26 protein-coding genes are annotated in these 24,849 nt (G+C 61.7%); 18 read left to right on the top strand and 8 right to left on the bottom strand.

Annotated elements, in window-relative coordinates:
- Positions 1 to 442: 442 nt before the first annotated feature.
- Positions 443 to 1,303, bottom strand: coding sequence for an AraC family transcriptional regulator (locus KCG88_RS12490; RefSeq protein ID WP_210712484.1), 861 nt, complete (start codon positions 1,301 to 1,303; stop codon positions 443 to 445).
- A 155-nt stretch (positions 1,304 to 1,458) separates the two neighbouring features.
- Between KCG88_RS12490 and KCG88_RS12485 the strand changes: the two genes are divergently transcribed.
- The 3 genes from KCG88_RS12485 (at position 1,459) to KCG88_RS12475 (ending at position 4,886) form a co-directional block, all read left to right on the top strand.
- The gene (locus tag KCG88_RS12485; RefSeq protein WP_210712483.1) at positions 1,459 to 2,007 is read left to right on the top strand and encodes a GNAT family N-acetyltransferase; all 549 of its coding nucleotides are present in this window, start codon (positions 1,459 to 1,461) and stop codon (positions 2,005 to 2,007) included.
- A 294-nt stretch (positions 2,008 to 2,301) separates the two neighbouring features.
- A complete protein-coding gene (locus KCG88_RS12480) occupies positions 2,302 to 2,739 on the top strand; it encodes a GNAT family N-acetyltransferase (protein ID WP_210712482.1) in 438 nt (145 codons plus the stop codon).
- Between the two features lie 977 nt (positions 2,740 to 3,716).
- Positions 3,717 to 4,886 (top strand): acyltransferase, encoded by a 1,170-nt coding sequence (locus KCG88_RS12475; protein ID WP_210712481.1) that lies wholly within the window; start codon positions 3,717 to 3,719, stop codon positions 4,884 to 4,886.
- A gap of 204 nt (positions 4,887 to 5,090) precedes the next feature.
- Here the strand turns inward: KCG88_RS12475 and KCG88_RS12470 are convergent, their stop codons facing one another.
- The gene (locus KCG88_RS12470) at positions 5,091 to 5,720 is read right to left on the bottom strand and encodes an XRE family transcriptional regulator (RefSeq protein WP_072451322.1); all 630 of its coding nucleotides are present in this window, start codon (positions 5,718 to 5,720) and stop codon (positions 5,091 to 5,093) included.
- A 166-nt stretch (positions 5,721 to 5,886) separates the two neighbouring features.
- On the opposite strand from KCG88_RS12470, the gene KCG88_RS12465 reads away from it, so the two are divergent.
- From KCG88_RS12465 to KCG88_RS12445, 6 genes are all read left to right on the top strand, one after another.
- Complete coding sequence (locus tag KCG88_RS12465; RefSeq protein ID WP_210712480.1) at positions 5,887 to 7,023, top strand: FAD-dependent oxidoreductase; 1,137 nt, start codon at positions 5,887 to 5,889, stop codon at positions 7,021 to 7,023.
- A 26-nt stretch (positions 7,024 to 7,049) separates the two neighbouring features.
- Positions 7,050 to 7,427 carry a RidA family protein gene (locus KCG88_RS12460; RefSeq protein WP_015634090.1) on the top strand — a complete coding sequence of 126 codons (378 nt, stop codon included), beginning with the start codon at positions 7,050 to 7,052 and terminating at the stop codon, positions 7,425 to 7,427.
- Between the two features lie 99 nt (positions 7,428 to 7,526).
- On the top strand, positions 7,527 to 8,582 hold the full coding sequence (locus KCG88_RS12455; RefSeq protein WP_210712479.1) for a hypothetical protein: 1,056 nt from the start codon (positions 7,527 to 7,529) through the stop codon (positions 8,580 to 8,582).
- Positions 8,583 to 8,772: 190 nt separating this feature from the next.
- Positions 8,773 to 9,351 carry a zeta toxin family protein gene (locus KCG88_RS12450; RefSeq protein ID WP_348984529.1) on the top strand — a complete coding sequence of 193 codons (579 nt, stop codon included), beginning with the start codon at positions 8,773 to 8,775 and terminating at the stop codon, positions 9,349 to 9,351.
- Positions 9,252 to 9,530 carry a zeta toxin family protein gene (locus KCG88_RS31200; protein WP_348984530.1) on the top strand — a complete coding sequence of 93 codons (279 nt, stop codon included), beginning with the start codon at positions 9,252 to 9,254 and terminating at the stop codon, positions 9,528 to 9,530. The genes KCG88_RS12450 and KCG88_RS31200 overlap by 100 nt, the downstream gene beginning before the upstream one ends.
- Positions 9,527 to 9,694, top strand: a complete 168-nt coding sequence (locus KCG88_RS12445; RefSeq protein ID WP_210712478.1) for a hypothetical protein — start codon at positions 9,527 to 9,529, stop codon at positions 9,692 to 9,694. The genes KCG88_RS31200 and KCG88_RS12445 overlap by 4 nt, the downstream gene beginning before the upstream one ends.
- A 58-nt stretch (positions 9,695 to 9,752) precedes the next feature.
- Here KCG88_RS12445 and KCG88_RS12440 read toward each other — a convergent pair whose 3' ends face one another.
- Together KCG88_RS12440 and KCG88_RS12435 are read right to left on the bottom strand one after the other, a co-directional pair.
- Positions 9,753 to 10,463 (bottom strand): hypothetical protein, encoded by a 711-nt coding sequence (locus tag KCG88_RS12440; protein WP_210712477.1) that lies wholly within the window; start codon positions 10,461 to 10,463, stop codon positions 9,753 to 9,755.
- Positions 10,464 to 10,774: 311 nt separating this feature from the next.
- Positions 10,775 to 11,650 carry a LysR family transcriptional regulator gene (locus KCG88_RS12435; RefSeq protein ID WP_041115880.1) on the bottom strand — a complete coding sequence of 292 codons (876 nt, stop codon included), beginning with the start codon at positions 11,648 to 11,650 and terminating at the stop codon, positions 10,775 to 10,777.
- A 151-nt stretch (positions 11,651 to 11,801) separates the two neighbouring features.
- Between KCG88_RS12435 and KCG88_RS12430 the strand changes: the two genes are divergently transcribed.
- The 6 genes from KCG88_RS12430 to KCG88_RS12405 all read left to right on the top strand — a co-directional run bounded on the left by KCG88_RS12430 (position 11,802) and on the right by KCG88_RS12405 (position 18,713).
- Positions 11,802 to 13,253 carry an aldehyde dehydrogenase family protein gene (locus tag KCG88_RS12430; RefSeq protein WP_210712476.1) on the top strand — a complete coding sequence of 484 codons (1,452 nt, stop codon included), beginning with the start codon at positions 11,802 to 11,804 and terminating at the stop codon, positions 13,251 to 13,253.
- A complete protein-coding gene (locus KCG88_RS12425; protein WP_047283854.1) occupies positions 13,250 to 14,299 on the top strand; it encodes a membrane dipeptidase in 1,050 nt (349 codons plus the stop codon). Before KCG88_RS12430 ends, KCG88_RS12425 begins: the two co-directional genes overlap by 4 nt.
- A 122-nt stretch (positions 14,300 to 14,421) precedes the next feature.
- The gene (locus KCG88_RS12420; RefSeq protein WP_210712475.1) at positions 14,422 to 15,981 is read left to right on the top strand and encodes a BCCT family transporter; all 1,560 of its coding nucleotides are present in this window, start codon (positions 14,422 to 14,424) and stop codon (positions 15,979 to 15,981) included.
- The gene (locus KCG88_RS12415) at positions 15,982 to 17,676 is read left to right on the top strand and encodes a hypothetical protein (protein WP_210712474.1); all 1,695 of its coding nucleotides are present in this window, start codon (positions 15,982 to 15,984) and stop codon (positions 17,674 to 17,676) included. It abuts the gene before it with no gap.
- Positions 17,657 to 18,310, top strand: coding sequence for a DUF3726 domain-containing protein (locus KCG88_RS12410; RefSeq protein WP_210712473.1), 654 nt, complete (start codon positions 17,657 to 17,659; stop codon positions 18,308 to 18,310). Before KCG88_RS12415 ends, KCG88_RS12410 begins: the two co-directional genes overlap by 20 nt.
- 43 nt (positions 18,311 to 18,353) lie before the next feature.
- Positions 18,354 to 18,713, top strand: coding sequence for a RidA family protein (locus tag KCG88_RS12405; protein ID WP_210712472.1), 360 nt, complete (start codon positions 18,354 to 18,356; stop codon positions 18,711 to 18,713).
- 1 nt (position 18,714) lies between these two features.
- Here KCG88_RS12405 and KCG88_RS12400 read toward each other — a convergent pair whose 3' ends face one another.
- From KCG88_RS12400 to KCG88_RS12390, 3 genes are all read right to left on the bottom strand, one after another.
- Positions 18,715 to 19,194, bottom strand: coding sequence for a GNAT family N-acetyltransferase (locus KCG88_RS12400; RefSeq protein WP_210712471.1), 480 nt, complete (start codon positions 19,192 to 19,194; stop codon positions 18,715 to 18,717).
- Between the two features lie 69 nt (positions 19,195 to 19,263).
- Positions 19,264 to 20,904: a glycosyltransferase family 39 protein gene (locus KCG88_RS12395; protein WP_210712470.1), complete on the bottom strand. Its 1,641-nt coding sequence runs from the start codon at positions 20,902 to 20,904 to the stop codon at positions 19,264 to 19,266.
- A 267-nt stretch (positions 20,905 to 21,171) separates the two neighbouring features.
- Positions 21,172 to 22,056: an EamA family transporter gene (locus KCG88_RS12390; protein ID WP_210712469.1), complete on the bottom strand. Its 885-nt coding sequence runs from the start codon at positions 22,054 to 22,056 to the stop codon at positions 21,172 to 21,174.
- Between the two features lie 115 nt (positions 22,057 to 22,171).
- Here KCG88_RS12390 and KCG88_RS12385 point away from each other — a divergent pair, with 115 nt between their 5' ends.
- On the top strand, positions 22,172 to 22,954 hold the full coding sequence (locus KCG88_RS12385; RefSeq protein ID WP_210712468.1) for a helix-turn-helix transcriptional regulator: 783 nt from the start codon (positions 22,172 to 22,174) through the stop codon (positions 22,952 to 22,954).
- 26 nt (positions 22,955 to 22,980) lie between these two features.
- Here KCG88_RS12385 and KCG88_RS12380 read toward each other — a convergent pair whose 3' ends face one another.
- On the bottom strand, positions 22,981 to 23,298 hold the full coding sequence (locus KCG88_RS12380) for a hypothetical protein (protein WP_011059155.1): 318 nt from the start codon (positions 23,296 to 23,298) through the stop codon (positions 22,981 to 22,983).
- 355 nt (positions 23,299 to 23,653) lie between these two features.
- On the opposite strand from KCG88_RS12380, the gene KCG88_RS12375 reads away from it, so the two are divergent.
- Together KCG88_RS12375 and KCG88_RS12370 are read left to right on the top strand one after the other, a co-directional pair.
- Positions 23,654 to 24,133, top strand: coding sequence for a hypothetical protein (locus tag KCG88_RS12375; RefSeq protein WP_210712467.1), 480 nt, complete (start codon positions 23,654 to 23,656; stop codon positions 24,131 to 24,133).
- Between the two features lie 88 nt (positions 24,134 to 24,221).
- The gene (locus KCG88_RS12370; protein ID WP_210712466.1) at positions 24,222 to 24,752 is read left to right on the top strand and encodes a hypothetical protein; all 531 of its coding nucleotides are present in this window, start codon (positions 24,222 to 24,224) and stop codon (positions 24,750 to 24,752) included.
- Positions 24,753 to 24,849: the final 97 nt, after the last annotated feature.

The raw sequence follows: 24,849 nt of genomic DNA, 5'->3' as shown, positions 1-24,849 counted from the left end.
TACAGTGATACCGACAAGCACTGCCTGATCTACGAGACCCGGCCGGATATCTGCCGGGTCGACCGCCAGTACCAGATGCACTATGCACAGCGGTTCAGCTGGGAGGCGTTTGTAGAGGTGAATGTGGAGGTTTGCAAGCTGCTGCAGGGTCAGGCGCAGGACTCACCTAAGCTGCCTGAGCTGGTCTTCGGCAGTAAGGACGGCGTCAGGACAGCCTCCGGCTTAGAGTCCGCGAAATAATGGAATTAGGCTGGGTTCAAATCCCCCCCGGCTCAACCAAACGAAGTACCAACAAAGCCCGCCTTGCGTGGACTTCGTTGGTGCTGGCCTTAACGTTCCACCACCATCACCAATCGCCCCTCCCCGCACTCACAAACCGAGCGCTCGCTCCCCCGAAGCAGCGTTAAGTCTCTTTCTATTGTGCGAACTTTCCTAGAAACTCCTAGCCGCTTGCGCCTATCCCCTCCTCTCTCTTGTGCTTACGATAACGGGAGAGCGAAGTTCCCGTTTGGCGCTTGAAGTAGCGGCACAAGTAAGACGCGTCGACGAAGTTCAGTTCGTCGGCCACACGGCCAATAGCCAAGTCACTGTATGAAAGAAGCGCCTTGATCTCCAAGGTTACCTGCCGATCGATCAAGCCCTTGGGTGTGTCATTGAAAAACGCTTTGGTCAACTGCGACAGGTAGAACGGCGTGATATTCAGTGCGTCGGCGTAGAACTTCACATCTCTGTGGCGCACACAATGTTTGCCTATCAATTCCCAGAAGCGCCAACTGAGCATTTCCTTCCGGCTGAATCCCCTGTTTTCTATCTGGTTGGCTGGAAGTTGCTCGGCTATTTTCAAAAAGAGGTTCTGCAGCTGATTGCGCAACATGATGCGTTGGTAGGTGGGACAGGTCTGCGCAATGTTCCGCATCTGCGTCACCCAGCCCTCTATCAGCGGCATGTCGTCCTTGGATGGAATGCAATGAGGATGGTCATGCAGAAATACGAACAAGGTATTGGGTAGCGGGTAGGCAACCTCCGCGGCAAAACTTTTCGGCATAAGGCAGAAAAACACCTTGAAGCGGCGCGAGCGACGTTTGAGCAAGGCAATAGTGTCCTCAGCCAGCAGCATCACAGCACCGCGCCTAACCGCATGCTCTTTGAAGTTAAGTGTGAAGTGGGCACTACCGCAGAGGCATACCAGCAGCGTCAAGTAAGCGTGCCCGAAGGAGAGCGGCAAACCTTGCCCTTCCGCTAGCGTGGTTTCTCCCATCCGCATCGAGTCGTCAGGGGTGGAAAGTTTCGGAATGTGATGCATAGTGACCCAGCGCTACAACAAACAAGAGCCAAAATCCTATCACCGCTTGGCGCAGCTGTTTCGAAAAGTACCGAAAAAGCCGAGGTACTGGCGTGTACCGGTGATCTGTCTCCCAATACTCTGTCCCGAACGAACCAATCATTCGGGTACAGGACATGACACTTGAAACAGAACGACTCTTGCTTCGCCCCTGGCAGGCCACAGACGCCGCCGATCTATACGAATATGCCAAAGACGCCCGAGTCGGCCCTATCGCTGGCTGGCCCCCACACACCAGTGAGGAGAACAGTGCCGACATCATCCGTACGGTCTTCAATCACCCCGAGGTGTACGCGGTCGAACTGAAGGAAAATCGCCGTGCTGTTGGTTGTGTGGGCATTCTCATAGGCAGCAACAGCAATTTTGAAATCAGTGAGCAGGAAGGGGAAATCGCCTACTGGATCGGCGTGCCGTACTGGGGCAAAGGCCTGATTCCGGAAGCAGTACGTGAAGTGATGCGACACGCCTTTGAAAACCTGAATCTCAAAGCACTTTGGTGTGGTTACTTCGCCAACAACATCCAGTCCTATGCTGCTCAATCCAAGTGTGGCTTTCGCTTTCATCACACGGAAGAAAACAAATACAACCAGTTCCTCCAAGACTATCGGACAGAACACATTAGCCGTATCACCTACCAAGAATGGCTGGACCATACGAAAGAGTAAGGACACAAACCCAAGATACCGGTGTACGACGGCCACAACCGACGGACGCAACCTGGTGACGACGTATACCGCACGAACGCCGCAGAGGAGTTCAAACCTTACTTGGAGCTGCACGGAGAGCTAACCGGAATCCCCCGCCACCCCAGCACTGCCGTGAACTGCAACAGCTAGAGTGCGAAGCCTGCCGCAGGACAGCGCCGAACTGTTCGTCGCGCTGCTGGCGAAGGCGCAGGAGGAACTGAATGCCCGTGAAAGTTAATTGAGCCTTATCAACACCCCAGTTCAGGAGACTTTATGAAAATCTCACTTACCCAAGTAACGCAAAAAAACTATGAAGCGATTTGTGAACTGGAAGTTACTGAAGAGCAGGAAGACTACGTGGCAAGTAATACCTGGTCGCTCGTTGAGGCTGCGTACAACCCAGGTTACTTCACACGCGCCATCATCGCGGATGGAGAGCCCGTAGGCTTCTTTATGTGGGTGCAAGAGTCAAAAGGCAAAGTTTCTATCTGGCGCTTTATGGTGGACAAAGAACATCAGCAGAAATCCATCGGTAGAGTAGCGCTGGGCCTGGCCCTACATGAAATAAAACAGATCGCAGATTTGGAAGAAATTGAAATCTGCTACAACCCCAACAACATCGTAGCCAAAGGGTTCTACTCCAGTTTCGGGTTTGTCGAGGTTGGTATGGATGCAGACGACGAAGATATGCTGGCGAGGATCAGGATTTGAACTGCGCCAAATACAATTCGAGCTGTGCGTAACAGTTCTAATTACCTTCAACTCCAATCGCTTTTGATTCCGAAGGCCCTACGCCATGCAAGCTTTTCTCAATGCTGTACTCAATGCTGACGAGCCCCCTTTGCTGGACAAAAATTCATCAGAGCGATTACCTCAGTATCACCATCAACCCCGCGCTGGATGATGAGCGCGTGACCCTCCTACACCACCGGGGACACACATCTCACCTTAGTATTACTGCCCACCGTGCCCAAGCGCTAGACAATATGGGAGTTCCTAAGTAGTGCATGAGAACAGACTCAAGCCGAAAAGCAAAAAAGTCTGAAGCGGATCGGCATTAGCCTGCATGGATCCGATAATCTCTACGCTGGGAGATCCCGCCGCACCGTGAGTAACCATGGGCGATAATAAGGGTCGTACCTGACCCGCCAACCCCAATATTGCTGGCGAGGCTCCAAGAGCTTGATGTAGTGCCTCATTGCCAGTTGCAAGATCGCCAATGCAATCATCAAAGGTGATGCCTCAGTCATCGTCGGATCCTTCTGATCGTAGATGTTAGAGAACATTCGTCGGGGCTGTGTGCGCTTTCACCCCCAACAACGAAGCGCATTGACCACCTCGTCGAATGTAGCAATGTAGGCAAACAGCACAACAGATGTGCAACCGCGATTGACGTAGTCTGGTTCTTTTTCAGGTTTGCTGTTGCGCTTTATCTAGTCATAGAGGCGATACATCGACACGTAGGGCTGGGCGGGACGCTACATATGCGACAGATAAATTTTTTGGTCACTTGATTTTTGAGCTCTTCGGGATAACGCGGTTGCTCATGACACCTGCTAGTTAGACTCGATTTAAGGCATAGAGGTATCTACAAAATCAAGAGCGATCCAGACCAGCAACTTGTGGTATATAGCTGCGCCGCCATTCTGGCCAAGCGTGGCCAAAATTGCTGAAACCGAGGACGAAGAGTGAATCACCCAAAGGAAATTCTCCCCCTCACAGGGTTGAGATTCGTTGCAGCGTTATACGTTTTTGTATTTCACATCCAAATTCGCTGGCCCGTGACTGAAGTGACGTTCCTGAAGAATATCTTCAACGAAGGGGCTATTGGGATGAGTGTGTTCTTCATGCTCTCAGGGTACCTGTTGATGATGACATACACTACCTTCGAAGGCGGTATCAGAGAGTACTTCGTCAATCGCTTCGCTAGGATCTACCCGGTCTACTTCGTGGCTGGCCTTATTACGCTACCATGGATAGGCATCAGCCTAACCGGAGACGCAGCAGCAATTCTGCTCTCAAGCTTCCAAATTGTGTTCATCTTCATCGCCAACATTTTCATGATACAGGCCTGGTTCCCGCAGCTTTTCAGTCACTGGAACAATGGCGGCAGCTGGTCGATTTCGGTAGAAGCATTCTGCTACGCCATGCTTCCCTTACTAGTCAAATTCATCAACCGATCATCCAGTCGAGCGGTGCTGATGATCACCGTTGCGTGCTATTGCTTATCTCTGATGCCAGCGATATCGGTGAAAGTATACGGTCAGTACGGAATCCCCGTGTTTTACGCTATGCCTGTCTTTCGCTTCCCCGAATTCGTCATCGGCGCCTGTGTGTATGTATTGGTAAAACGGCATCCGCTCCCGCCGTCGATATGGATCTTTCACCTAGCCTGCATAGCCGCCCTTTTTGCCTACCTGGGACACTTCGGTGCGGTCATGCCGATCTATACCGGTCACAACTGGATAGTTATACCCGTAGTCGCAATCACTCTGTGTACGTTGGCCGCCGGACGCGGGCCTATCGCCTGGATCCTGTCACGTCCGCTGTTCGTCTGGTTCGGAAAGATCAGTTACTGCTTCTACTCCTTCCAAGCACTAATAGGTCTTTCACTGATCAGCTATCACTCTGAGTTAACGGCGATGTTCCCGGTGTTTGCTAACGGAAAGATTCTGATTGTCTGTGCGTTTGCATGCCTCACCGCACTCTCTGCTTGCGGGTACTACCTGATTGAGGAACCTGTCAGGCGGATAGTCAGAAACAAGTGGTCGTCCGCCAATCAGAGACTTGTCCCTCCGCAAACTACTCTGCGGACACCTGAGCAAGAACGCAGCACTGGCTGGAGCGGCGCGGTCTAGGCTAGAACAAACCACAAGACGGCACCTTAGTAATAGGACTTCATTCCGTTGTTCTGAAATCCGTTGTTCTGAAATCCAAACCGACACCACGGGGCGCTGCGTGCTGTTGGGAGATCACTTCGGACTGAGGTCAGGCTGCAGTAAATCAGAAACTCGGCGGTCAGTGCGGCCTGCCGAGCTGTTCCTGAATGCAGTTGGGCTTATTCAACGCTCCGACATCACCACCATCACTTCCGCATCCTCATCCCCTTCCGCCAGGTAGATATGGCCAATGCTGCTGTTGAAGTAGGCAGTCTCCTGCGGGCCAATGCTCACCGCTTCCCCGGTCTCGAACTGGATTCGCACACGCCCCGACAGCACCAGGGCGAATTCCTGCCCGGGGTGGCGGATGTAGTCCTCGAACTGCTGCAGTTCGCGAGCGAAGATCCGCGCGTACATGGGGGTCATGCTGCGCCCGGGAAAGTCCCCGGCCATGGGGTGGTAGTCGTAGTTGCCGGTGCTGTAGCCGGGGGCGTCGGCGATGGTGGTGCTGACCACGGTCGGTTGCACCTGGGCGCCGCCGGTCTGGATCAGGTTCGGCGCGGGGGTGAACAGCTGGGCGATGTCGACGCCCAGGGCACGGGCCGCGGCGGCGAGTTTTTCGTAGCTGACCGAGACCTGGGCCAGCTCCATTTTCGACAGGGTCGACAGCGCGACGCCGGAGCGTTCCGAGAGCTGTTTGAGGGTCAGCTTCTGGTTTTTGCGAATGGTCCGCAGGCGTGCGCCGACCTGGGTCCGGTCGATCAGTGGATGGGCGTGGGAGCTCGAGGCGGGCTGGGCTCGGTCGGAACTCATTGAGGCTCTCTATCTGGCAAATAAGGGCAACCGCGACGCTGGCCGGGGCACGTGGCGAAATATTAACCCATGACCCTGGGTTGACTGGAAAATTCTCATATCTTACATTTCTCGTATGTGAGAATTTTTTACCCCTGTCATTTCCCAGCGATTCAGGAACCCCGGCATGCACGCGAACCCATGCTTCGACTTCGTCATCATCGGCGCCGGTATTGCCGGTGCTTCCCTGGCCTATCGCCTGGCCGGGCAGGCCAGCGTGCTGGTGCTGGAACGTGAATCGCAGCCGGGCTACCACTCCACCGGGCGCTCGGCGGCTATGTTCATGGAAGCCTACGGCACCCCGCAGATCCAGGCCCTGACCCGCGCCAGCCGGGCTTTCTACCAGCGGCCGCCGCAAGGTTTCTGCGAGCACCCGCTGATGGAACCCCGTGGCTGCCTGTACGTGGCCAGCGAGGAACAGCTGGAACAGTTGCAGCAGACCTACGATGAAACCCGCGCCCGCTCCGCCAATGTGCGCCTGATCACGGCCGAGCAGGCCCGGGCCCTGGTGCCCTGCCTGCGCCCCGACGCCGTCGCCGGGGCGATGCTGGAAACCGCCGCCCAGGACCTGGACGTGCACGCCCTGCACCAGGGCTTCCTGCGGGCCATGCGCCGCGCCGGTGGGCTGCTGGAGTGCGACATACAGATCGTCGAGGCCAGCCGCGAAGACCGCCACTGGAACCTCACACTCAACGATGGCCGCGCACTGCAGGCACGCAATCTGGTGAACGCTGCCGGCGCCTGGGTCGATGAGGTGGCCCAGCTGTGCGGCGTGGCCCCCATCGGCCTGCAACCCTGTCGGCGCAGCGCCTTCACCTTCGATGGCCCACCGGATGAAGACTTCAGCCGCTGGCCGGCGGTGATCGGCATCGACGAAAGCTTCTACTTCAAGCCCGACGCCGGCCAGTTGCTCGGCTCCCCGGCCAATGCCGACCCGGTGCCGCCCCAGGACGTGATGCCCGAAGAGCTGGACATCGCCACCGGCATCTACCACATCGAGAACGTCACTTCCCTGAGCATCCGCCGCCCGCGCCACAGCTGGGCCGGCCTGCGCTCCTTCGTCGCCGACGGCGATCTGGTGGTGGGCTGGGACGACCGCTGCGAAGGCTTTTTCTGGCTCGCCGCCCAGGGCGGCTACGGCATCCAGTCGGCGGCCGGCGTCTCGCAACTGGCCTGCGCCCTGCTGCTGGGGCAACCGGTCCCCGAAGAACTGCTGAGCCAGGGCGTCGATGCCCAGGCCCTGGCCCCCGCTCGCTTGCGTTAACCCACCCAGCCCACGAGGCCCTTGCCATGTCCAATGACATCCAGCGTTACCCCAGCCACCTGCCCTACCCCTTCTCCCGGGCGATCCGGGTCGGCGGCTTCCTGTTCCTCTCCGGCCAGGTGCCCATGAGCGCCGAAGGCGAAGTGGTGCACGGCGACATCCGCGTGCAGACCGAGGCCGCCCTGGCGCGCATCGGCGAGACCCTGGCCGAATGCGGTGCCAGCTTCGACCAGGTGGTGAAGAGCACTGTCTGGCTCACCGACATGCAGCACTTTGCCGGCTTCAACGAGGTCTACCAGCGCCACTTCAAGAACGGTTTCCCGGTGCGTTCCACCGTCAGCGCCCAACTGGCGCTGGGGGTCGATGTCGAGATCGAAGTCCAGGCCTGGGTCGGCGAAAACTGAGTCACCCGCCCCAGCCCTCAAGTGCGATGCCCAGGACCACCACGGCCATGGATGTGGTGGTCCACCCCACATAACAACAAAAAATCAAGGCTAATCGTCATGAAAGAAAGTCTGAAGATCGCCGGCGCCTTCGTCGGTGTGATTGTCGGCGCGGGGTTCGCCTCCGGTCGTGAACTGCTGTTGATGTTCGTCGACTTCGGCGCCTGGGGCCTGTCGGGTGCGGTGGTCAGCGCGGCGCTGTTCACCTTCCTCGGCATGGCCCTGGCCAGCATGGGCAGCCGCCTGCGAGCGGCGTCGCACAAGGACGTGGTGCATGCCCTGTGCGGCAAGCACCTGGGGGCCCTGGTGGACCTGATGATCACCTTCTTCATGTTCGCCGTGACCGTGGTGATGCTGGCCGGCGGCGGTGCCCTGCTGGAACAGCAATTCGGCATTCCCGCCATTGCCGGCAGCGTGCTGGTGACCCTGATCGTGGTCGCCATCGTGTGCCTGGACGTGCACAAGGTCATCGGCATGATCGGCGCGGTGACGCCCTTCCTGATCATCACCGCGGTGGGCGTGGCCCTGTATGGCGCCGCGACCCGCGACCTGAGCTTCGGCGAACTCAACCAACTGGCCGCCAAGCAACAGGCCGGTGCCAGCCACTGGCTGCTGGGCGCCTTGCTCTACGTCTCCTACAACATCGTGGCCGGGGTGCCGATCCTGGCGATCATGGGCGGCGCGGCCAAGGGCGAAAAACAGGCGATGTGGGGCGGCATTTTCGGTGGTGCGCTGCTGGGCCTGCTGATGCTGGTGATGAGCCTGGGCCTGCTGTCGCGCCTGGACAGCGTGGCGGACCTGCCGATGCCCATGCTGTCGATCGCCAGCGAAGTCTCCCCGGTCCTGGGGCTGCTGATGGCGCTGATCATCTTCTGCATGATCCTCAACACCGCCGTGGGCACCCTGTACTCCTTCTCCGCGCGGCTGTTGCCGGCGGGCACCCGGCAATTCCGCCTCGGCTCCATCGCCGCCGGTGCCCTGGCGTTTGTCGGCAGCCTGGTGGGTTTTATCAGTTTGGTGGGGCAGGTCTATCCGTTCTTCGGCTACCTGGGGTTCCTGCTGATTGCCGCGGTGGTGATCGGCTGGCTGCGACCACGGCCGGTGGTGGTGGCGTAACTCAGCAAGGCGCTCAGAACCCTCGCCCCCCCATCAATCAGGCACCCTGCATTCAGCGCGGGTGCCTTTTTGTATTCAGCGAGAGCGGTAAATTCGATCGCACCTACGAAAGCTTTTGCTACAGCTTTGGCCTCGTACTGCGCAAAGGCTGGGCTAGCGTTGGAAGGCTGCCCTCAGAAAGGTATTTTTCGTGACCGACGACTTAGCTCTTGAAAAGCATGCGATGACGCCAACGGAGCAGGCAACCGCTGATGAGTCGTTGCACTTTGCTCGCGCGCATAAGAAAAGAATCGCAAAGCGCCTTGCCAGTAGGGACCAGTATCCTACTGAAGAGTCACCGGTTTCAGTTTTTATGGCCGGCTCGCCTGGCGCGGGAAAAACCGAGGCATCCATCGCTCTTGTGAACCTCTTTGCCGATACCGCGATCCTTAGAATCGACCCTGATGATCTTCGTCATGAATTCTCAGCCTACACCGGAGCCAACTCATGGCTGTTTCAAGGAGCTGTCTCGATTCTGGTAGAAAAAATACTCGATCTGGCAATCTCGCAAAGGCAGTCCTTTATCTTGGATGGCACCTTTTCAAATATCGAGGTCGCCAGAAGAAATGTGCAACGCTCCTTGAACAAGAAGCGCTTTGTGCAAATCCTGTATGTCTACCAAAACCTTTCCTGGCCTGGGAGTTTGTCAAAGCACGGGAAGAGGCCGAAGGCCGACGGATTCGCAAAGAGCATTTCATCGATCACTACTTCGCGGCGCGTGACGTTGTAAACCGGCTTAAGCTAGAGTTCGCCAGCGACGTCCACGTGGATCTGCTGCTCAAGCACATCGACAACTCGGGGCGGCTATACAAAGCGGGGGTCGATAGAATTGACTACCATATTCCCGAGCGATACACACGGGCCGATCTGGAGGCCAAGCTCGGAATGCCATCAGGAGCGCATCCATGACTTTGATCAAGCCAGGTAGGTCCAAAGGTGCGAAAAGCCCTTTTGCCGACTTCATTCGCAACGCAAGGTCCGAGCAGAAGAAGCGCGTCTATACCGAAGTCCTGAGCGAGGCGACAAAGCAGCAGAACCTCATCATGGCGCAAGCAGAAGCGAAACGATCCTGACTCAAACTGGCAAAAAACCTGGCTCAATGCCAGGCTTTTCGACAGAGTCGTAGGCGTATCAGATGTTGCTTTGCTTACCAAGCTTTCGCCAGCTCTTGTCCCACTTAATCACCTTCCCTTCACTGTTCTTTTCAGCTGGGCGGAAGATTCTGATATAACGGACGCCGTCCAGTTCAACCTCATCCCGGCTGCGGGCGCTGGGAAATTTTTCATCCAGCGTCTGCCAAACTTGTTCATCTTCCGTTAGAGGCAGCAAACCGAGCGACTTCAATCGCTCCTCTATTACCTGCACACTGTTTTGGAGTTGTTTCAACTCATCCTGAACACTTTTATCAGACAACTTTCCTATCGACTTCTCGAGGTATTCGAGGAGCCTTTCTTTGGCCTTCATCAGGTCAAAATCAGAAAACTCGCTCATATAGTTCTCGCGTTCCAGAATATCCAACCCACCCCGCTCCGAGATCACACCGGTATTGATCAACGCATAGGCATGAGCTCCCGTAGGGCAAACTCCCCCCTCGTTCGAGGCGATGCAACTGAGCCTGATGGTGTTAACCTCACCTGAATAAAAGAACGCAAAAAGTGCATCAAACTCCTCTTGTTTGAGCGCCTCCATATGACTGGAGCACAGCCCAGCACCTTCGGGGAATTCAACTTCGGTGATGTAGCCTTTCTCGCTTAGCGCATCCACTAGAGCAGAAAAATTGATATCTCCGGTCAGAACCCTGAATTTGAGATAACCAGTAAAGTTGGTGTCATCAGGAAACATAGGCCCTCCTGGCCTCTCGGTCTAAGTAAGCATTTCGGACCGACGAGTATGCCGGCTGCGTTCACATAGCCAATAGTTTTTTTGTTTTGATGTAGAAAAATCTTAGCGCCGAAAGATTTCTGACTTGCCGCCGTTAGCTGCTGAAAAGTACGGAAAAAGCTTCCAATGAAATTATCTCGTGCAAAAGCAGCATCGTTGCATGGCCCGGTCTAGTTAGTAGCGCATTCGATAGCAACCACCACCCTCGCAACCTCGCGGAAGTATCAATCGCAAGAACACAGCGCAGCAGCATGACCTGCCGCGCTGTCTCTTCAAACAAACCGCCCCGCCCTGAGCGCCTTCAAAAAGGTATAGGACGCATGGTTCAACGTCTCCCGCGGGGCGGTGATCACGCTCACCGAGCGCACGATGCGCTGGTCTTCCAGGCGCAGGAAATTCAGCTGGTCCCCCGCCGCCGAACGGCTCAGCAGTTCCGGTAGCAGGGTCACGCCCATGCCTTGGGCCACCAGGGCCAGCAGTGAGGTGGTGTTTCTCACGCTGAGGGTCGAGTGGTCGCGGATGTGCCGGAACTCGGCGGCGTTGATCTCGGCGCCCAGGCCACTGTTGATGAAGTTCTGCCCGTCCAGGTCGCTCCAGCGCAGCGGGCGCGCCAGGCGGTTGAGGGGGTTGTCGCTGGCGCAGACCACGCAGAAGGCATCGGAGAACAGGAAGTCCTGGTCGATGTTGGGGATGCTCGCCGGTACGGTGCCGATGCCGATGTCCACGTCGCCGCTGAGCACCGCCTGCACCACTCGCTCGGAATCCATGTCGCGGATATCCAGGTGGAACTGCGGGTGCTGTTCATGGAATTGCTTGAGCAGCGGCGGCAGCAGGGTGATGGCGAAGGACGGCACCGCCGCTACCCGCACCAGGCCGGTCTCGGCCTTGGCGTAGGTCTTGATGGTGCTGATGGTGCGGTCGAAATGCGCCAGTTCGCGCTGGGCTTCCAGCAGCACAAAACGCCCCAGGGGGCTGAGCTGGTTCTTGCGCTCGCCTTCGAACAAGGCGCCGCCCAGTTCCTCTTCCAGTTGCTTGAGCGAGAGCGACACCGCTGCCGGTGTGCGGTGCAAGCGCTGGGCAGCCTGGGTCAGGCTCTGGCTGGTGGCCACCGCGACGAAAAACTGCAAATTGGAGATCTTGATGCTCATGGCGGCGCGTCCTGCTGGCAAAGGCATAGCTTAAATTTTACTTAAACAACCTTAAAATTTATTAGATTTACTTAATACAAGGCCGACTCATAATCCTCCCAGAACCGCACAAAGGCAACGCCCCGCCTGGCGTGCCGCCCTGGAGGATTTCATGAGCGACAACCATCACAACTACATCGCCGGCCAATGGCTCAAGGGCGCCAGCGAGATCGAGAACCGCAACCCGTCCGACACCCGCGACCTGATCGGCCTCTACGCCCAGGCCTCCCGCGCGCAGTTGGACAGTGCCATTGCCGCCGCCAGCGAGGCCCAGCGAATCTGGGCCCGCAGCGGCATCGAGCAACGCTACAAGGTGCTGATGGCCATCGGTCAGGAGCTGATGCAGCGTTCTGCGGAAATCGGCAGGACCCTGTCCCGGGAAGAAGGCAAACCCATGGCCGAAGGTGCTGGCGAGGTGTATCGCGCCGGGCAGTTCTTCACCTACTACGCTGCGGAAACCCTGCGCCAGTTGGGGCAGACCGCCGACTCGGTGCGCGACGGCATCGAGATCGATATCCGCCGTGAACCCATCGGCGTGGTGGCGATCATTTCACCGTGGAATTTCCCCATGGCCACCGCCTGCTGGAAGATCGCCCCGGCCCTGGCCTTCGGCAATGCCGTGGTGTGGAAGCCGGCCAACCTGACCCCGGCCAGCGCGGTGATTCTCAGCGAGATCATCGCCCGCCAGGACTTGCCCAAGGGCCTGTTCAACCTGGTGATGGGCGCCGGTTCCGAGATCGGCCAGGCGCTGATCGAGCACCCGGGCATCAGCGCCATTTCCTTCACCGGCTCGGTGGACGTGGGCAAGGGCATCGCCGCCTCGGCCGCCGCCAACCTGACCAAGGTGCAGCTGGAAATGGGCTCGAAAAACGCCCTGGCAGTGATGGACGACGCCGACCTCGACCTGGCGGTGAGCTGCGCGGTGAATGGCGCCTTTGGCGGCACCGGGCAGAAATGCACCGCTTCCTCGCGGCTGATCGTGCATGAAGGTATCCACGATGCCTTCGTGGAAAAACTGCTGGCGGCAACCCAGGCGCTCAAGGTCGGCCATGCCCTGGAAGCCGGCACTCAGATCGGCCCGGTGGCCAGCGCCGCGCAGTTGGAGGCCAACCTGGCGAACCTGCAACTGGGCCAGCAGGAAGGCGCCGAACTGCTCACCGGCGGCCAGCGCCTGGAGCTCGAAAGCCCCGGTTACTACCAGGCTCCGGCGCTGTTCATTGGCGGCAGCAACGCCATGCGCATCAACCGCGAAGAGCTGTTCGCGCCCATCGCCTGCGTGATCAAGGCCGGCAGCTACGAAGAGGCCCTGAGCCTGGTCAACGACACCCGCTTCGGCCTCACCGCCGGCATCATGACCCGCTCCCTGGCCCGCGCCAGCCACTTCCGCCGCCATGCCCGGGTCGGCTGCGTGATGGTCAACCTGCCCACTGCCGGCACCGACTACCACGTGCCTTTCGGCGGCCGTGGCGACTCCAGCTACGGCCCGCGCGAGCAGGGGCGCTCGGCGGTGGAGTTCTACACCCACGTCAAGACCGGCTACATCGCCGCGGGGGCGCCACTATGAGCCTGCCCCAGACCTTCGCCAGCCGCGGCCCGCGCATCGACGCCATGCAGTACGACAACTGGTCGGAAAAGATCTTCCAGCAGATGCGCGAAGGCGGCGTCGACGCGGTACACGTGACCATCGCCTACCACGAGACCTTCCGCGAAATGGTGGCCAATATCGAAGCCTGGAACCGCAGGTTCCAGCGCTACTCGCACCTGATCCTGCACGGCAAGTGGGCCAGCGACATCGCCCTGGCACGGCAGACCGGGCGCACGGCGATCTTCTTCGGCTTCCAGAACCCCTCGCCCATCGAGGACGACATTGGCCTGGTGGAAGTGGTGCACAGTCTCGGCGCGCGCTTCATGCAACTGACCTACAACAACCAGTCGCTGCTGGCCACCGGTTGCTATGAACAGGAAGACCCGGGCCTGACCCGCATGGGCAAGCAGGTGGTACGGGAGATGAACCGGGTCGGCCTGGTGGTGGACATGTCCCACTCCGCCGAACGCTCGACCCTGCAAGCCATCGAGCACTCCGAGCGCCCGATCGCCATCACCCACGCCAACCCGGCGTTCTGGCACGCGGCGCTGCGCAACAAGTCCGACACCGTGCTCAAGGCCCTGGGCCAGAGCGGTGGCATGTTCGGTTTCTCGCTGTACCCGCACCACCTCAAGGACAAGAGCGCCTGCAGCGTGCAGAGCTTCTGCGAAATGATCGCGCGCACCGCCGAGCTGATGGGCGTCGAGCACCTGGGCCTGGGTTCCGACCTGTGCCAGGACCAGCCCAACAGCGTGGTGGACTGGATGCGCGTCGGCCGCTGGACCCTGGACGTCGACTACGGCGAAGGCTCCAAGGCGCAGCCGGGCTTCCCCGACCAGCCGGCCTGGTTCCGCGACAACCGCGACTTCCACAACATCGAGTCGGGCCTGCACGGCGTGGGTTTCAGCGCCCAGGAAGTCGCCGCGATCATGGGCGGCAACTGGCTGCGCTTCTTCGAGAACAATTTTGTTCCGGCCAAGGCCCAGGCAGGTGCCGCCGTCCACCCTCACGAGATCGCGGTCTGAGGCCCCCGACTGTTTCCCGATTGTCCTGACGTCCGGCCTGAACAGGGTCATCGCCAAGCACTAACAACAACAAATGCGCCCATAACAATTATTAGCGATCGACAACGCAACACGGAGGCACCATGGAAATTCCGAGCGAAATCAACGCGGGGATCAACACCCGCGCGCTGGGCAGCCGCGCCGCTGGAACCCTCGACTGGTCGATTTTCTGGATCAGCGGAGGCTTCTTCCTGCTGTTCCTGATCATTGCCCTGATAGACCTGAACACCCTGTCCAGCCTGATTGGCAGCGCCTTCACCTGGAGCACCCGGTTCTTTGGCCTGTACTGGCAGGTACTGATGCTGGCCACCTTCGGCGCCAGCCTGTACATCGGCTACACGCGCCTGGGCCGGGTGCGCCTGGGTGGCATCGGGCACACGCCCAGCATCAGCACCTTCAACTGGGTGTCGATGATCATGTGCGCCCTGCTGGCCGGCGGCGGCGCCTTCTGGGCCGCCGCCGAACCGATGATGCACTTCATCAACCCGCCACCGTATTTTGCCGCCGTGGCCAAGACCGACGGCGCCGCCGTCGCCGCGCTGTCGCAATCGTTCCTGCACTGGGGCTTCATGGCCTGGGCGGTGCTGGGCAGCCTGCTGACCGTGGTCTACATGTACCTGCACCACGAAAAGAACCTGCCGCTGATGCCGCGCACCCTGCTCTACCCGCTGCTGGGCGAGCGTGCCCTGAAGGGCCCGATCGCGGTGTTCGCCGATGCCTCGGCGATCATCGCGGTGGTGGCCGGCACCATCGGCCCGGTGGGTTTTCTCGGCCTGCAGATCGCCTTCGTCCTGCACTCGGTGTGGGGCGTGCCCAACACCATCATGGTCCAGGCCATGGTGATTCTCTCGGTGACGGTGATCTACACCCTGTCCTGCGTGGTGGGCCTGGGCGGCCTGCGTCTGGTGAGCAAGGTCCATGTGTGGCTGATGCTGGGCCTGGCGGCGTTCCTGTTCATCTTCGGCCCGACCCTGTTCCTCAGCGAGACCTTCGCCCAGAGCCTGGCGGTGCACGTCACCCACTTCTTCCAGACCGCCCTGTACCGCGACGACAGCGCCTGGCTCAACAGCTGGACGCTGTTCTACTGGGGCTGGTTCATCGGTTACGCGCCGATGATGGGCATCTATGTGGCCAAGGTCTCTCGCGGGCGCAGCATCCGTGAGGTGATCACCCTGATGTCGGTGGCCGCACCGCTGATCACCATGCTCTGGTTCACCCTGGTGGGCGGCACCGGAATGGGTGTTGAATTGCAGACAGCGGGCAAGGTCATCAGCCACGGCGTGCAACCCGAAGCGCTGCTGCTCGGCGTGGCCCAGTCGATGCCCTTGCCGAACCTGATTTCCGCGCTGTTCCTGTTCCTGAGTTTCTTTTCGGTGGTCACCAGCGCCGGCTCCATGTCCTACACCGTGGCCATGGCCATCAGCAGCGACCACGACGAATCCCCAGCCTGGCTGCGGGTGTTCTGGGGCGTCGGCATGGGCTTGGTGGGGGCGACCCTGATCACCCTCGGCGAGGGCGGCATCAGTGCCCTGCAATCCTTTATCGTGATTACCGCGGTGCCGGTGTCATTGCTGATTCTGCCGGCGGTGTGGGACGCGATCCGCATCGCCCGGCAAATGGCCCGTGAACAGGGGGTGCTCTGAATGAACCTGCGACCACCCGCCAGCGTCATGAAGGCGGCGCGCCTGGGGGCCTTCCACCAGTCCCGGCTGTCGTTCATGCGCCAGTTGCTGCGCCGCCTAAAGGCTGAAAACTGGCAGTTCCAGCGCCCGCTGTGGACCCTCGACAGCCAGGGCGTGGGCCGTGCGGTGTACACCGCCACCGGCCCGCAGCGCAGCTACAGCCTGGTGGCCTTCGCCCATGACCTGGACCCGGCACTGCGCTCGGACCGGGTCATCGCCACCGCCTGGGATGCCACCTTCGCCCTGTTCGACGGCATCCCCGATGCCGCCGACCTGGACCGCCTGGAGGCCAATGTGCCGAAGCAGGAAGCCGGGCGCATTTCCTCCCGCGAGCTGTGCATGGCCCGGGCCAACCGCTCGGTGCGGCTGTTCGAGCATGTGATCGAGGCCCTGGCGGCCGGCCGCCAGCCGCAACGCGAATTCATCGATGAAGTCGGCTACCTGATGCGCACCACCGCGGTCTACGGCAGCGGCAAGTTCGGCGCTGCCGACCGTGAAAGCATCGCCCAGCGGCCGGAGCTGGCGGCACCCTTCCAGGCGGAAATGCTCACCGTGTTCCTGATCCGCGCCTTCACTCTGGACCTGGTGGAGCATCTGGCCCAAGCCCGCGCGCCCCAGCAGGCGGTGACCCTGGAACCGCAACTGCGCCGGCGCCTGGGCATCGGCAACTCCACGGGGCTGGGCATGGCGCCGTTCCTGCTGAACCATCCGGTGCTCCTGAACAACTGGGTGCAGGCCCGGGAAACCGCCCTGCAACGGGTACGCGCCGTGCGCCAGCCATCGGCTGCGGAGCGCCAGCGGTTCGTCGAGTTCCTCACCCGGGCCCAGGCCGGCATCGGCCACTGGCACTCCGAGCACGAACTGCAACACGGCCGCATCCTGCAACTGCAAAGCGACCTGCAGCGCCTGGAACACCACCTCGCCAGCGGCATCCTGGAGCAGGAATCCCCCTGGGACGAACTCTATCGCTGGGCCGAAGGCGCGCTGTCGCTGGAAGCCCAGGAATGCCTGGTGTCGCTGCTGCTGGAGCCCTACGGCCACCTGGTGGATGAGCTGGGCGCCGGCATGCAGGCCGATGAGCAGGCCAGCTTCAGCGTCGACGGCAGCATGAGCATTGGCCGCCTGCGGCAGATACTCGACGAGCATTATTCCTGGGTCGCGGCCATCGACTTTTCCAGCGAAGCCAGCCGCGCGCTGTTCTGGTACGTCTCCGAGGAAAAACTCGAACCGCGGATCGGCCAGCGCTTTGCCGAGCCCGGGCAAGACCTGGAGCAGCCCCTGGCAGTGGCCCGGGACATCGCCCAGTTGCAAGCCGCCCTGCCCGGCTGGAGCGACTCGCAAAGCGTCGCCGGCTTCCTGCTGCGGCACCCGGAACACCGCCACAGCCTGCGTCGGGTGCAACTGGCGCCAGCGTTCCCCTACGCCGACATCCAGGACAACCTGATCGATCAAGCGCTGCTGCCCATCGATCTGCTGCGCTGCAAGCTGTCGTTCTTCGGCGCCACCCACTTCGACCCGCGTTCGGATCGCTGGGTACGCATCACCCTCTACCAGAACGCGCCCTTCCCCCATGAGCTGGGGCAGATGGCCGCGGACGACTGGTCCTACCCCAACCTCGACAGCCAGGAGCAGCGCCGTGCATGCCTCGTTGAATGAAATCGAAAGCCTGTGCAAGAAAGCCGCCCGCGGTGCCGGGCTGTCCTGGGGCCTGGCGGAGGAAGCCGGCAAGGCCGCGCGCTGGCTCTCGGCCCACGGCCTCGACGGGCCCGGCGTGCTGGCCACGCAGCTGCGACAGAATGACGGCTGTGCCTACCAGCAACTGGCACCGGATGTCAGCACCGAGCCCTGGCAGGTGCCGGGGCATGCCCTGTGCCCGCTGATCGCCGGGGCGACCTTGAGCGACCACGCCTACCTGCTGCGCAGCAACGGCCGTATCGAGCTCCGGCAGGTGGCGCACCCGCAACTGCTGCTGCCCTTTGCCAGCGCCACCGCACGCCAGCTCGGCCTGTGGCTGGAGCTGTCCTGGAACGGCTGCTGCCTGAAGTTTTCCCCCTCGGGCGAAGCCTGGCTAGTACATGCGCAGAACCTCGGCGCCGCCACAGCTGCCCAGGCGCGCTGCGCTTGCGCGGCCCCTGGCGGCACCCTCGGCAAGCCTCTGGCGGGCAGCATTCCGGACCTGGGCGACAGCCCCCAGCACGAGCTCGATCACCTGGCCGCCCGCACCTACGTGCCGGCCTCCGAAGCCTCGCGCCTGCTGGGCGCCGGGGCCGGCCTGAGCGACAACAACTGACCTTTCCACCCTTGAACCAATGGACGAACCAATGGACCTCGACATGACCTCATCCCTCCAGCGAATCGGCACCACCGCGCGCTTCAGCCAGGCCGTGATCCACAACCGGACCGTCTACCTGGCAGGCCAGGTTTCGCAATTGACCGAAGGGGACATCGGCGCCCAGACGCAGGATGTGCTGCAACAGATCGACGCCCTGCTGGCCAGGGCCGGCACCGACAAGGGCCACCTGATCAGCGCGCAGATCTGGCTCAAGGACATGGCCGACTACCCGGCCATGAACCTGCTCTGGGATGCCTGGCTCGAAGGTGTCCAGGCACCGGTGCGAGCTTGCGTGCAGGCGCCCATGGCCAAGCCGCACTACCACATCGAAGTGTTGGTGATTGCTGCGCAACCGGCCTGAATCAGCCCAGCCCTGGCCCGGTCTCGGTGGCCACCAGGGCCCGTTCCATGATCAGCGTCAGCTCCTCGCCCTCGTAATGCTCGCGTACCCGGACAAAGCCCAGGCGGGCATAAAAGCCCTCAGCGGTGACCGACGAGGGCACCACCAGCGAGGTCTGGCCCGAATCCAGCGCCGCCTGCTCGACCGCGGCCATCAGTTGCCGCCCCAGGCCCTGGCCGTGGTAGGCCGGGTCGACAAACACCGAACGCACCGCACGCCCGTCGAGGCTGGCGGTGCCCCGCAATTGCCCGTGCACCAGGGCGACAAACATCTGCCGGCGCTGCATCAGTTGGCGCACTGCATCGGTGGTGAAGCTGGCCTGGACCCGCTCGATCACACTGGCGGGGTAGTCCTGGGCATTGCTGACGAGCAAGGCCGCCAGGATCACCTGGCTGACCTGTGGAGCATCGGCCGGTACGGCCGGACGAACCTGACATTGCATGACCACTCCCTGGTTATCCCGCGGATGACAGTGGCCAAAATACGGCCCGCCCCGGGCCCTGCCAAGCTCTTACTGCAACTGGAACACCAGGCAGGGGTTGTCGTTGAGCCGCCCCTCGAACACCGGCAACTGATTCTCCAGGGAGGTGTTATCCAGCAGCCCCCGGTCCTTGCGCGCGATGATCACCCAGGAGTCATGGGGCAGCGAGTCCAGGTGCCCCGGGTCGTCGCCGCTGACGAACAGCGGCTGTTCATCGTGGTCCAGGTTCATCATGTAGCGCACCGCCCAGGTGTCCTGGCCCAGGTTGAAGAACACCAGCGGCCCGGGGCTGGCCTGGCGCAACTGCTCCACCTGGGAAACGAAGGTCCTGGTGTCGAACTGCAGGTCCTTGGCCGGGTCCACCACCGCCACCAGCAACGTCCATTGCGCCGCCAGCGCCAGGGCGCTGAGCAGCACCAGGCGCCGCCCGAAACTGCCCAGGGTCCTGCGCCAGCCATACAGCGCCAGCAGCTGCAACACGACGAAGATCGCGATCAGCAGCGGCATGGACACCGGCGGCCAGTAACCGTGCTTGTGCCAGCTGTGGCGCAAGACGAACAGCACCAGGATGCACAGCCCCGGCAGCAGCCCCACCAGCCACAGGTAGCCGCTGCGCACCTTGCCCAGCCTGCCCCGGGCCGTGAGCAGGCCGTAGGCCGCCACCGCAGCGAACATCGGCACCATGGGCAGGATGTAATAGGCGCGCTTGAAGTGCGGCACCGACAGGCCCAGCAGGATCATCAGGCCACAGGCCCCCAGCCGTAGCACCAGGCGCAGCTGCGGGTTCACATGGCGCTGCGACCATTGCCGGCGCAATACCCAGAGCGTCGCCAGGGCCAGGGGCACCACCGGGAAGTAGCGGTACAGCGCCAGCTGGAAATAGAAATAGAACGGCTCGCCGCTTTCATCCAGGCGCCCGACCACCTGCATGTTGTAGACCTGACGGACGAAATCTTCGCCACCAGCGAGATAGGCCAGTTGCATCAGCAGCCACCAGCAGCCGGCCAGCAACAGGAGGCCACTGACGCCATAGGCGAGCACTCGTTTGATCAGCGTCAGGCGCGCCTCGCGGGTGCGGCTCTCCCCCAGCAGCCAGTAGGTGCAGGCCACCCCGCACACTTCCACCAGCCCCAGGGGCCCACGAATGGCAAAGGCCAGCACCAGCAGCGGCAGCACCGCCCACAACCGCAGCCGGGAGCCCAGTTGCTCGCCGCTGTGCAGCAGGTAGAAGGTGCCCAGGCACAGCAGGGACACCATCTGGTCCAGGCACACCGAGCGGGACTTGTCCAACAGCTGGCTGGTCAGCGCCGTGAGCAGCACCGCGAGCAGTGCCCAGGTGCGCCCCGAAGGCGCCAGCAAGCGATACAGCAGCGCCAGCACCCCGGCCGAGGCCAGCGCGGTGGGCAGGATATTGGCCAGGTGGTTGGGGGCGCCGAAGGCCTGGGCGAACAGGTAGCTGAAAAAGGTCGCGGTGCCCGGGTAGTCCGGGTATGGCTGGCCGTAGGTGGTGGGGAACAGGCTGGCGCCGTGGCGGAACATTTCCTGCAGGAACAGCGCCCAACGGCCGTCGAAACCCTGGGGCTGCTCGTCCCAGATACCGAAGGTGAACAGCAGCAGGGCCACCAGGTAAATACCCCAGGCCTCAATACTCAAACGCATTTCTCGAACCATCTTCGCCCCACCGGAAAGCGCCGCACCCAAGGCGAGGCATAAGGCTGAACATGTTGCGCGAGCAGCCCCTGAACGGTGCCTGAACAAGGATAAGAAACCTGCCTGCGCCGCCGACTGTCACCGACTGTAGCCGCTGCCGAGCCCGCGAGGCTGCGAAAAGACCCGCAGGGCCTTGCCTGGCGATCTCCAGGCAAACCTCTGTGGCCTCAAGACCCCAGCGTCGCCTGCGACAGTGCCGCCCAGAGCGTTCGCAGCCTGCGGCAGCGGCTACAGGGAACGGCGACCCAGGGTGAAAAACCGGCGCCAGTCGAACTGCCCCACCGCCAGCGCCAGCAGGATCAGCCCCATGGAAATGCCCTCCTCGGCCCCGAGCCGCTGCCCCAGGATCAACACCGAACCGGCCATGCCGAACACCGGGATCAGCAGCGACAAGGGCGCCACCCGGGAGACCGGATACTCGCGCAGCAACAGGTTCCATCCCCAGTAACAAAAGTGCGTTGCAGCATAGACCTGAAACATCAGGGACAAGACCGCGCCGGCGGACACTTGCCCGGCCAGTTGCAGAAACGGCGCCGCGCCATGGCTTATCCAGGTCAATGCCAACAGCGGCAATGGCGCAAACAGGCTGGCCCAGACCACGAAAGCGAACACCTCGCGCACCCCGCAGCGCTTGATGATGACGTTGCCCACGCTCCAGCTGAATGCACTCACCAGCAGCAGGGCATAACCCAGGCTGGTGGCATGCCCGGGGCTGTCGCCAATGATCCGCAGCAGCCCCCACAGGGCAATGGCCGTGGCCAGCACCTGTTGCAGGCGCAGGCGCTCGCCGAACAGCAGCACGCCCCAGCCCAGGGAGAAAAAGGCACTGAACTGGATCAACAGTGCAGCCGTGCCCGGCGCCACGCCGTGATCGATCCCCAGGTTGATCAGCGCCCACATGGCGACGCCGAAAATCAGCCCGTAGGCCGCCAGCCAGGCCAATGCCACCGGCGGACGCGGCACCAGGAACACCCAGGGCAGCGCCGCCAGGGTGAAACGCAGGGCGGTAAGCAGCAACGGATCGGTACTGGCCAGGCCCAGTTTGGTGATGGGAAAATTCAGGCCCCACAAGGCCGTCACCAACAGGGCCAGGAACAGGTGTTTTTTCTGCATGTCGCGCGGTCCAGGACAGGTGGCCGCGGGTCATTCCCCGGCCGGGGCCGAACTATCGCCCCGGCACGCCCTGGCCCGCTTGCAGTATCAGGTCAAGTATCAGTAGATTCGGGCCATGCAACCCATCGATATCGATCCTTACGAAAATACCCCGCGGGATGTGGTGGTCACCGCCACCGACTACCCCGACGGCCTGTACTTCGCCGAGCACCAGCACCGGCGCGGGCAGTTCGCCTATGCGGCCACGGGGGTGATCAGCGTTTTCAGCGACCAGGGCAACTGGGTGGTGCCGCCGCAGCGGGCCATCTGGGTGCCGGCCGGCGTGCCCCACGCCATGCACATGAGCGGGCCGGTGACCATGCTCAACACCTATGTACGGCCCCGGGCAGCCAAGCGCCTGGGCCTGCCGGAGCAATGCCAGGTGCGGGAGGTGTCCGAGCTGCTGCGCCAGTTGCTGCTGCGGGCCACGGCCATTCCCCCGCGCTACGCCGTGGACAGCGTGCAGGGCCAGGTGATGAACCTGCTGCTGCATGAAGTCGCGGCCATGCCGGCCCTTGCCCTCAATGCTCCGCTCCCCCGCGAGCCACGGCTGGCCAGGGCCTGCCGCGAGGCGCTGGAGCAACCTTCGCTGGAGTTGGGGATCGATGAAATGGCCGAGCGCGCCGGCATGAGCCGCCGCACCTTCACCCGGCTGTTCCGCCAGCACACCGGCATCAGCTTCGTCGAGTGGCGCCAGCAGGCCTGCCTGCTGGCTGCCGTGGTGCGCCTGGGCCAGGGCGAAGCCGTGACCCGGGTCGCCAGCGACCTGGGCTACAGCAGCCCGAGTGCGTTCAGCGGTGTGTTTCGCAAGGTATTGGGCGAGACGCCCAGCCGCTACTTTGCCCGGGCCCGGGCCTGAAGGACCCGAGCCGGAGCGAGGCCGTGCTAGAGGAACACGGCGGACAACATCCCCAGCGCGCCGAGGCAGAAGCCGATCAAGGCACCGCGCCCGGGCGCCTGCTGAAACAGGGCCCAGATCACCAGCGGCTCCAGGAGCAGCAGCGACGTCACCGAGACCACGGTGATGATCCAGATGTCGCCCACCGCCACGTAACCCAGCCAGTAGGCCGCCAGCAGGCAGATACCGCCCAGGCACATGATCAGCACCGGCAACGCCAGTTCGGCACCGGAGGTGTTGCCGGAATGGGCCAGCCGCGCCACCACCACTTCACTGTAGATGGCGCAGAACTCGCCCAGCACCATCAGCCCTACAGCAGAAACTCCGAGTAATTCTTTGGACATGTAACAAACCCCTTCGTATTGAGAGCCCGATTTTTCAGCTCCCAGGCATTGATCGCTCCGCTGACGGAGCCTGTATCTCGATGCGCAGGGGTACGAGGCAACTCGGTAATATCCAGGAACTTGAACATGTCCATCTCCTTCTGGGTGGGGGTGAAAACCGGGCCCGTGCACGACCGACGGGCCGCTGCCTGTATAAGGGATTTGCTCCCCCAGCGTCATCTGCCATGCGCATTGACCGCAAAAAAACCACGCAAACTCCACAATCAAAAGGCCTGCCTGCCGATAGCCTGGGTCCGGTCATCCTCAGCCGAAGCCCATGCCCACCATGTCCCAAGCGCCCCACTCCGTTCGCCCCCTGAACCGCGGTCACTGGATCGTCACCTACTTCATCGGCGTCGCCGGGCTGTCCCTGGCCCTGATGCTGGTGCTCAACCTGATACTGCTGACCACCAGCCAGAACCCAGGGAAGGCGCTACTTGACTCCCTGTCGTTCAGCGTGGCGGTGCTGATGGTGAGCCTGGTGCTGATTACCCTGATCGCCGCCTTGCCGTGCATCCTGTTCTTCTGGCTGGCCCAGCGCTTTACCTGGCGCCGCCTGTGGATCTACCTGGTGAGCGGGGCCCTGGCGGCGCAGCTCGCCATTCCCGTGATGACCAAGCTGCTCCCCGAACTCTTCAACCTCCCGCACGGCGTCAGCGCTGCGCTGCACTATTTACAGCTGGCATCGATGTTCGGCGGTTGTGGGGTGTTCATGGGGGGGCTGTTCTGGTGGCGCAGCGGGCGTCACTTGCGCTGAACCGAGCCTTTACTCACGCCCGGCCCGACGCCAGGCAACCCGCCCCTTGAGCAGGGCCAAAGCAGCCACCCACAGAGCGATCTTTTCCATGCCCGTAACAACTCCACCCCAACGCAGCGTGCAGCCGGAAGACTGGTTCGCCGCTTACTTCATCGGCGTCACGGCCCTGGCCACGGCCCTGGCCACGGTGCTGGCCTTGCTGCTGATGCTGACGATGCTGGCCAGCGCCGGCTCGTTGAACACAGACATCATTCTCCAGACCCTGTTCGTGGGCCTGCTGACCCTGGTGTTAAGCGGTGTGCTGACCGGCATTCTCACGGCGTTGCCTTGCGCGCTGTTCTTCTGGCTGGCCCAGCGCTTTGCCTGGCGTAACGTGCTGATCTACCTGTTCAGTGGCGCTGTGACCGCCATGCCGACCATCCCCGTGGTGGCGAGCCTGGCGCCTTCGAGCTTCTATACCGACCGCGACGAGGATGAACCGCTACCCGACGGTTTGCCACGCTACCTGCCGCTGGCGCCGCTGTTCGGCTGTTCGGGGGCTTTCCTCGGCGGCATCTTCTGGTGGCGCAGCGGGCGTCACCTGCGCCGATCAGTCCTCCCCGACACTCCACTCCCTTAGGAGCCGGCTTGCCGGCGAAGAGGCCCTGCGGCCCTGCGTCAGAGATGATGACGCCTTCGCTGGCAAGCCAGCCCCCAATCAGCGCCCACCCAGCCAG

The organism is Pseudomonas sp. MWU349, assembly GCF_017947325.1.
Taxonomy (GTDB): Bacteria; Pseudomonadota; Gammaproteobacteria; order Pseudomonadales; family Pseudomonadaceae; genus Aquipseudomonas; species Aquipseudomonas protegens.
The sequence above is the reverse complement of the archived record's forward strand: the minus strand, read 5'-3'. Positions and strand labels throughout refer to the sequence as shown.

Coding starts and splice junctions, on each gene's coding strand:
- KCG88_RS12440 (WP_210712477.1), bottom strand. CDS start 10,463: ATGTTTCCTGATGACACCAACTTTACTGGTTATCTCAAATTCAGGGTT.
- KCG88_RS12380 (WP_011059155.1), bottom strand. CDS start 23,298: ATGGTGCTGGGCGAGTTCTGCGCCATCTACAGTGAAGTGGTGGTGGCG.
- KCG88_RS12405 (WP_210712472.1), top strand. CDS start 18,354: ATGACCTCATCCCTCCAGCGAATCGGCACCACCGCGCGCTTCAGCCAG.
- KCG88_RS12390 (WP_210712469.1), bottom strand. CDS start 22,056: ATGCAGAAAAAACACCTGTTCCTGGCCCTGTTGGTGACGGCCTTGTGG.
- KCG88_RS12435 (WP_041115880.1), bottom strand. CDS start 11,650: ATGAGCATCAAGATCTCCAATTTGCAGTTTTTCGTCGCGGTGGCCACC.
- KCG88_RS12385 (WP_210712468.1), top strand. CDS start 22,172: ATGCAACCCATCGATATCGATCCTTACGAAAATACCCCGCGGGATGTG.
- KCG88_RS12470 (WP_072451322.1), bottom strand. CDS start 5,720: ATGAGTTCCGACCGAGCCCAGCCCGCCTCGAGCTCCCACGCCCATCCA.
- KCG88_RS12425 (WP_047283854.1), top strand. CDS start 13,250: ATGAGCCTGCCCCAGACCTTCGCCAGCCGCGGCCCGCGCATCGACGCC.
- KCG88_RS12465 (WP_210712480.1), top strand. CDS start 5,887: ATGCACGCGAACCCATGCTTCGACTTCGTCATCATCGGCGCCGGTATT.
- KCG88_RS12455 (WP_210712479.1), top strand. CDS start 7,527: ATGAAAGAAAGTCTGAAGATCGCCGGCGCCTTCGTCGGTGTGATTGTC.
- KCG88_RS12480 (WP_210712482.1), top strand. CDS start 2,302: ATGAAAATCTCACTTACCCAAGTAACGCAAAAAAACTATGAAGCGATT.
- KCG88_RS12395 (WP_210712470.1), bottom strand. CDS start 20,904: ATGGTTCGAGAAATGCGTTTGAGTATTGAGGCCTGGGGTATTTACCTG.
- KCG88_RS12400 (WP_210712471.1), bottom strand. CDS start 19,194: ATGCAATGTCAGGTTCGTCCGGCCGTACCGGCCGATGCTCCACAGGTC.
- KCG88_RS12415 (WP_210712474.1), top strand. CDS start 15,982: ATGAACCTGCGACCACCCGCCAGCGTCATGAAGGCGGCGCGCCTGGGG.
- KCG88_RS12420 (WP_210712475.1), top strand. CDS start 14,422: ATGGAAATTCCGAGCGAAATCAACGCGGGGATCAACACCCGCGCGCTG.
- KCG88_RS12445 (WP_210712478.1), top strand. CDS start 9,527: ATGACTTTGATCAAGCCAGGTAGGTCCAAAGGTGCGAAAAGCCCTTTT.
- KCG88_RS12370 (WP_210712466.1), top strand. CDS start 24,222: ATGCCCGTAACAACTCCACCCCAACGCAGCGTGCAGCCGGAAGACTGG.
- KCG88_RS12375 (WP_210712467.1), top strand. CDS start 23,654: ATGCCCACCATGTCCCAAGCGCCCCACTCCGTTCGCCCCCTGAACCGC.
- KCG88_RS12485 (WP_210712483.1), top strand. CDS start 1,459: ATGACACTTGAAACAGAACGACTCTTGCTTCGCCCCTGGCAGGCCACA.
- KCG88_RS12460 (WP_015634090.1), top strand. CDS start 7,050: ATGTCCAATGACATCCAGCGTTACCCCAGCCACCTGCCCTACCCCTTC.
- KCG88_RS12430 (WP_210712476.1), top strand. CDS start 11,802: ATGAGCGACAACCATCACAACTACATCGCCGGCCAATGGCTCAAGGGC.
- KCG88_RS12490 (WP_210712484.1), bottom strand. CDS start 1,303: ATGCATCACATTCCGAAACTTTCCACCCCTGACGACTCGATGCGGATG.